This is a genomic window from Nostoc sp. FACHB-888 (assembly GCF_014696655.1).
In the GTDB taxonomy this organism is placed as follows: domain Bacteria; phylum Cyanobacteriota; class Cyanobacteriia; order Cyanobacteriales; family Nostocaceae; genus Nostoc.
This window is the reverse complement of record NZ_JACJQM010000270.1, coordinates 1-4708: the sequence shown is the minus strand read 5'-3', so window position 1 is coordinate 4708 and position 4708 is coordinate 1. Positions and strand designations below refer to the sequence as shown.

The window sequence follows — 4708 nt, the reverse complement described above, 5'->3', positions numbered from 1 at the left end:
CCAAATCTATCACGACAATACTCCTCAAATGTGCGATGAGTGGATCTGTATAACCTGCGATCGCGCAACTGGGCCAATGCCTTGCCTGCCTCAAAAAATGCCCTCTCCACTTTCCTCTCTAGGTACAGGCGATCGCTCTCCTCCTGCTCGGTTAATTCAGGAATTTCAACAGCAGTAACGGTAATTGTTGCTGAGGCTGGGTCTTCTTGAAGGGAAATATCCTCATTTACAGAGTCAGGGGGTGTTTTTGAATCATCAGAAGCAGCAGAGGTGGCTTTGTTGCGCTTACGGGGTGGTTTATTCATTTTTCCACCTCTTTTGGTTCAGTGCCATTGCTTAGAGTCGATCGCAAATCAATTCTAAAAATCGAGCTTTCATAAGAGAGATACAGCTTCAGAGGAAAAATACTTTTGACTTATCAGCTAGCAGATGTTTGTCAAAAGCGATACACTACGATGTTTGCCCTTTCGGTTCATCCGGCACATAAGTTAACAAATCACCAGGTTGGCAGTTAAGAGCTTTGCAGTATTTCTCCAATGTCTCTCTTTCTAACCTCTCTGGCATCACACGAATATTTTTGTGCTTGCTGATAGTCACAGGATGCATACCTGTCATCTCGGCAAGCTCTTTATAATCAATTTCTCTATCAGCCATCAATACAGCCAAGCGCCACTTAATCGGCATTGATTCTTTTATAAATATCGGCATCTTTAACCTTACACCTCCTTGTGTTTGCCCCTTAGTAGCTGCGACTATAGCATAAATTGCTGTGAGATATATGTTAGTCGATAGCTTGACACCATTAGTCGTAGCGACTAATATGATAATCATAGAGACAAACAAAAGGCGACCGCTTACAGCCTGGAAAACTTCGTGCGATCGCCTTTTGAAAAACCCATACATCCGTACAGGAATCTTAATTATGACTCACGCTATCTACACTTATCAACAGCTGCAACTGAAATCCATTGCCCGACTCAAGCAAATCTACAGCGAAATCGGCTGCACAGTCGAAGTAAGCGACAAACGCTGTAAGGATGCCTGGATTTCCGCCATTGTTAACTATCAGGCAAGCAAGATTCAGAAAGTCGCCCCCACTGCCCCCGACAACCAAGCCCTCGCCCAAACCGAACTCGACAACTACATCGCTGACCAAGCCCAAGTTGTAGCTCCCGAACCCTTTACAATAGTCGAAATCTCTTTTGACCATCATGAATATTACGCTGATGACAAACTGATAGCCAGCATCAGCCATGACGACAACCACTTAACGCAACGCTGGGTAGTCATAGTTAACGGTAAAGAAGTATTTCGTGCCAACACTCCAATGCGTTGTCATCGCTTCATCTGCACTCACTACAAAGATGGCTCATTAGCTGTGCAAGAAGAAGCAGGGGGACTCTTAGCTGGGGGCAAAGGAGAAAGATTCTCTCCCATGCACCCCGCGCCCTGCTCCTTGTCCTCTTCTATCACTGGCAACGAAATCATGGCGCAGATTTTCAACGAATGCGAGAAATACGGTTACGAAATCCTCGACGACGGCATTTACCACAACGACGTAAAACTGGGCGAAGTAGGGCCGATTGACGCTGGCTGGTGGTTCACACGCGCAGCAGACGAAACCCAGCGCATACCCTGTGATTCTGTAATGTCAGCAGTTCAATCGCTGTCGATGGTGGGCGTGTTTACTGATGGCAAATCCATTTTTGATGAATATTTTTTAGAGCAACCGTTAAAACAGCTAACTGGCGATAAATTGCAACGACTGTTGGAGAGAGCGGAGTTAGTTACAGCGTAAGCAGGCAGGGGGGCAGAGGGGCAGGGGTGCAGAGGGGAAAGAATCTGTACAAATCTCTCCTCTGCTCCTTTGCTCCTCCGCTCCTCCGCTTCATTGTCCCTTCATTCACCAATTAATATGCAACCCACAATATCAATCCCTAAACACTGGGACTACCCTCGCTTTGCTTTGGAGCAGCGCACAGAACAAGGCACGATTTTAGGACTTTACTACTATCCCTCTGGTACAGAATTGGCTGAACAATTCGGTGTTGGTTGGCGTTATGCTCTGATGTCTAATAAAAACTCTGATGAATTGTTCCACTTTCAGGAAGATCAAATTAAACTGCTCTCTCCAGAAGAACTATTCCGTCAAATCACTGCTGAAATTGACGTTTACCAACAGCAGATAAATATTCTCAACCGAAAGTTAACCGCATTAACTCAAGGTACAAACAATGGCTAATTCTACAGACAACTTTGACCGTAGAGCTAATCATTCGCTTTGCTCAAATTCAAAATTATTAATTCAAAATTCAAAATTGAAGAAGAAATTAATTTTGCATTTTTAATTTTGCATTTTGAATTCTTTTGGTGGTTGTGTTCCTCTGCACCGTTTGCAATTCCAATTCTCAGATTCAGTCATTCAAACACTGCTGGATCTGGATAAGGAAGTGGTGCAAGTACAGAACACTGGACGCGGCTTTTTGTTGGAGATTGCCGAGGATTTTTAGGTTATTAATCCCAGAGGATAAAATCATGAAACTTTACGCAAAGACCATTCCACAAACTTTACCCGATTGGGCAACTGTCGTTACAAAGAGTGCAGATTTATTTGAGATTGAAATCAACGATGAACATCCTAATTTTCAATCTCTGCTTGAAGAATTAGAAACCGAGATTGAGCCAGGAATCATGGGAGTGAAAGCGGAGGATTTATGCTCACGATTGGGCATTGAAATGTCTAGCCCCAGCCTCCACCAATTACTTGAACAAGCCCAAACCCTGATATCCCTTATCGCTACGCACCCAGACTACAGACAACTACTGAACGAGGGATATCAACCTGATTTAAACATTGCGGATGCTAGCACTGCGCTCACTTATTTGCAATGGGAATTAGACCAAAAATAAGAGGGGGAAACGGAAAGGGTTAAGGGAAAAGGGAAGCTTCATATTTAAAAATGTTTGCTCTGTACTGTATTGAGAAAAGCTTTTCCTTCTCTATCCTTTCCCCCTTCCCCTTTCCCCTTTTCCCCTCCAATTAACAGCCTTCTGTTTAGTAGAAAAGCGATTGCTTGAATATCAGCTTTTCTTCAAGCAATCGTAAAGCGCTGAAAGTTTACGCTACAAACCACTAATTATTGCACAGGTCAACAAAATATGGTTACTGAAATCAAACTAGGTTTATGCAACCCTCCCGAACCCATCTATTTATTTGTAAATCAGGGAGAAGTAGACGGAGAATCTTACGTTTGGTACAAGTTCAATATCAACCAAGACAAGAAAATCCCTGTTACCCAAAGAGCATTAACTGGATATTTGTCTGAACTCCGCCTAACGACTAAAGAGTTTAAAGGCAAAGACAATCTGAAGCTGGATATTGTTATCAGTGCCGATGAACTTTACGTCATAAGAACTGGTGTTGAAACCAATTTCGCCAAAAGCTTCCTTTTAGCTGCCTCATTAATCCAAGATTTCTCCAAACCACTGATTATTGTCGCTAATGCTGGCAACGAAAACACAGTTTTCTGTAATCTTTACGATGCTGCAAGTAAAACCAAGATTTACAGAGAATGGAGTAGAGATTTAAATTGGGCAACTATCATTCGTGACATCCAATCTTTATTGGGTGCAACTTCAAGCTCCATTCCAGAACCACCACTGACTCCACCAAAACTTAGCGTAGTCCCTCAACCAGTACACCCACAGGATTTACGAGTTAAAAATATTCGCACCTTGCTTGATTATCCGCTTGATTTGGTCAGAGAGTGGTTGCAATTTCAGGATGTTGATCGCCCAAGTCTACTTGATATTAACCAGATTAATGAACTAATCAAAACCATGTGTTTGGCTTGGGCAGCAGGCAAGTGTGACCATCCCAATCATGTTGAGTCTTCGTATCAAAATCTTGTTGTTGATGCTGTTGCTAGCGGTGCAGATGAGTTAATAGCAATCAGCGTATGGATGCAACAAGTGCAAGCAGTAAAGACTGGGGCAGTGTAAATCAGCAGTCAGGATTCAGAATATTTTTACTTCTGAATCCTCAATTAATCAAATAGGAATTACCCATGAAAGTCATCGTTACAGTTGTTGAAAAAATCACAAGTGAGGCTCACATCGATATCCCTGATGGACTTGATGAATCTGCAATCAAGCAGCGCATAGTAGACCGCTACAACACTGGGCAAATGTCCGTAGATATGAACATCTTTCAAGTGGACTTTGAATCAATCAGCGCTCAAATTGTCAAAGAACATTCTACTAAATCTGCATAAATAGGGGAGCTAATCAGATGCATACAAAATGGACTGATGAAGAACTAGCAATCATTGAAGCTAAGGCTGAACTTTATACCCCAAAACAAATAGCCTCAATCTTAAAAAGACATGGATACTTTCGCACTCCAATTGCTATCGCTACTAAGCTTTGGGCTTTAGGTTATTCTACAAGCCCCTTTCTCGATAACTATAGTAGTGCTGAAATCGCCCGTGTTCTGTGTGTGCATTCCACCACCGTTTCTGGTTGGGTGCGCCGTGGTTGGTTGAAAACTAGCCGCCATTCTTCTAAACGTTATCAAGTTCGGAGATGGCATCTCAAACAGTTTTTTGATAACCCACCACAACATTTAACCCACATTCCGCACTTCAATTTGAAGTATGAATTAATTTCAGTTAATGACAACGCAAAAAATTAGGATAATTAAGAAAAT

8 protein-coding genes and 1 pseudogene are annotated in these 4708 nt (G+C 42.5%); 7 read left to right on the top strand and 2 right to left on the bottom strand.

Features of this window, described 5'->3' with window-relative positions; genetic code table 11:
- Both H6G26_RS38745 and H6G26_RS43500 read right to left on the bottom strand, forming a co-directional pair.
- Positions 1-305: pseudogene (locus tag H6G26_RS38745) on the bottom strand (hypothetical protein); the annotation flags it as partial.
- A 145-nt stretch (positions 306-450) separates the two neighbouring features.
- Positions 451-831, bottom strand: coding sequence for a helix-turn-helix transcriptional regulator (locus tag H6G26_RS43500; RefSeq protein ID WP_242054305.1), 381 nt, complete (start codon positions 829-831; stop codon positions 451-453).
- Here H6G26_RS43500 and H6G26_RS38735 point away from each other — a divergent pair.
- The 7 genes from H6G26_RS38735 to H6G26_RS38705 all read left to right on the top strand — a co-directional run bounded on the left by H6G26_RS38735 (position 821) and on the right by H6G26_RS38705 (position 4693).
- Complete coding sequence (locus tag H6G26_RS38735; protein ID WP_242054304.1) at positions 821-1798, top strand: hypothetical protein; 978 nt, start codon at positions 821-823, stop codon at positions 1796-1798. The two genes, H6G26_RS43500 and H6G26_RS38735, sit on opposite strands and share 11 nt — an antisense overlap.
- A gap of 117 nt (positions 1799-1915) precedes the next feature.
- Positions 1916-2242 carry a hypothetical protein gene (locus tag H6G26_RS38730; RefSeq protein ID WP_190737080.1) on the top strand — a complete coding sequence of 109 codons (327 nt, stop codon included), beginning with the start codon at positions 1916-1918 and terminating at the stop codon, positions 2240-2242.
- Positions 2243-2357: 115 nt separating this feature from the next.
- Positions 2358-2510, top strand: a complete 153-nt coding sequence (locus H6G26_RS38725) for a hypothetical protein (RefSeq protein ID WP_190737078.1) — start codon at positions 2358-2360, stop codon at positions 2508-2510.
- Positions 2511-2535: 25 nt separating this feature from the next.
- Positions 2536-2910: a hypothetical protein gene (locus H6G26_RS38720; protein WP_190737086.1), complete on the top strand. Its 375-nt coding sequence runs from the start codon at positions 2536-2538 to the stop codon at positions 2908-2910.
- 249 nt (positions 2911-3159) lie between these two features.
- Positions 3160-4002, top strand: coding sequence for a hypothetical protein (locus H6G26_RS38715; protein ID WP_190737076.1), 843 nt, complete (start codon positions 3160-3162; stop codon positions 4000-4002).
- A gap of 65 nt (positions 4003-4067) precedes the next feature.
- Positions 4068-4274, top strand: a complete 207-nt coding sequence (locus H6G26_RS38710; protein ID WP_190737074.1) for a hypothetical protein — start codon at positions 4068-4070, stop codon at positions 4272-4274.
- Positions 4275-4291: 17 nt separating this feature from the next.
- Positions 4292-4693, top strand: coding sequence for a hypothetical protein (locus tag H6G26_RS38705; RefSeq protein ID WP_190737072.1), 402 nt, complete (start codon positions 4292-4294; stop codon positions 4691-4693).
- Positions 4694-4708: the final 15 nt, after the last annotated feature.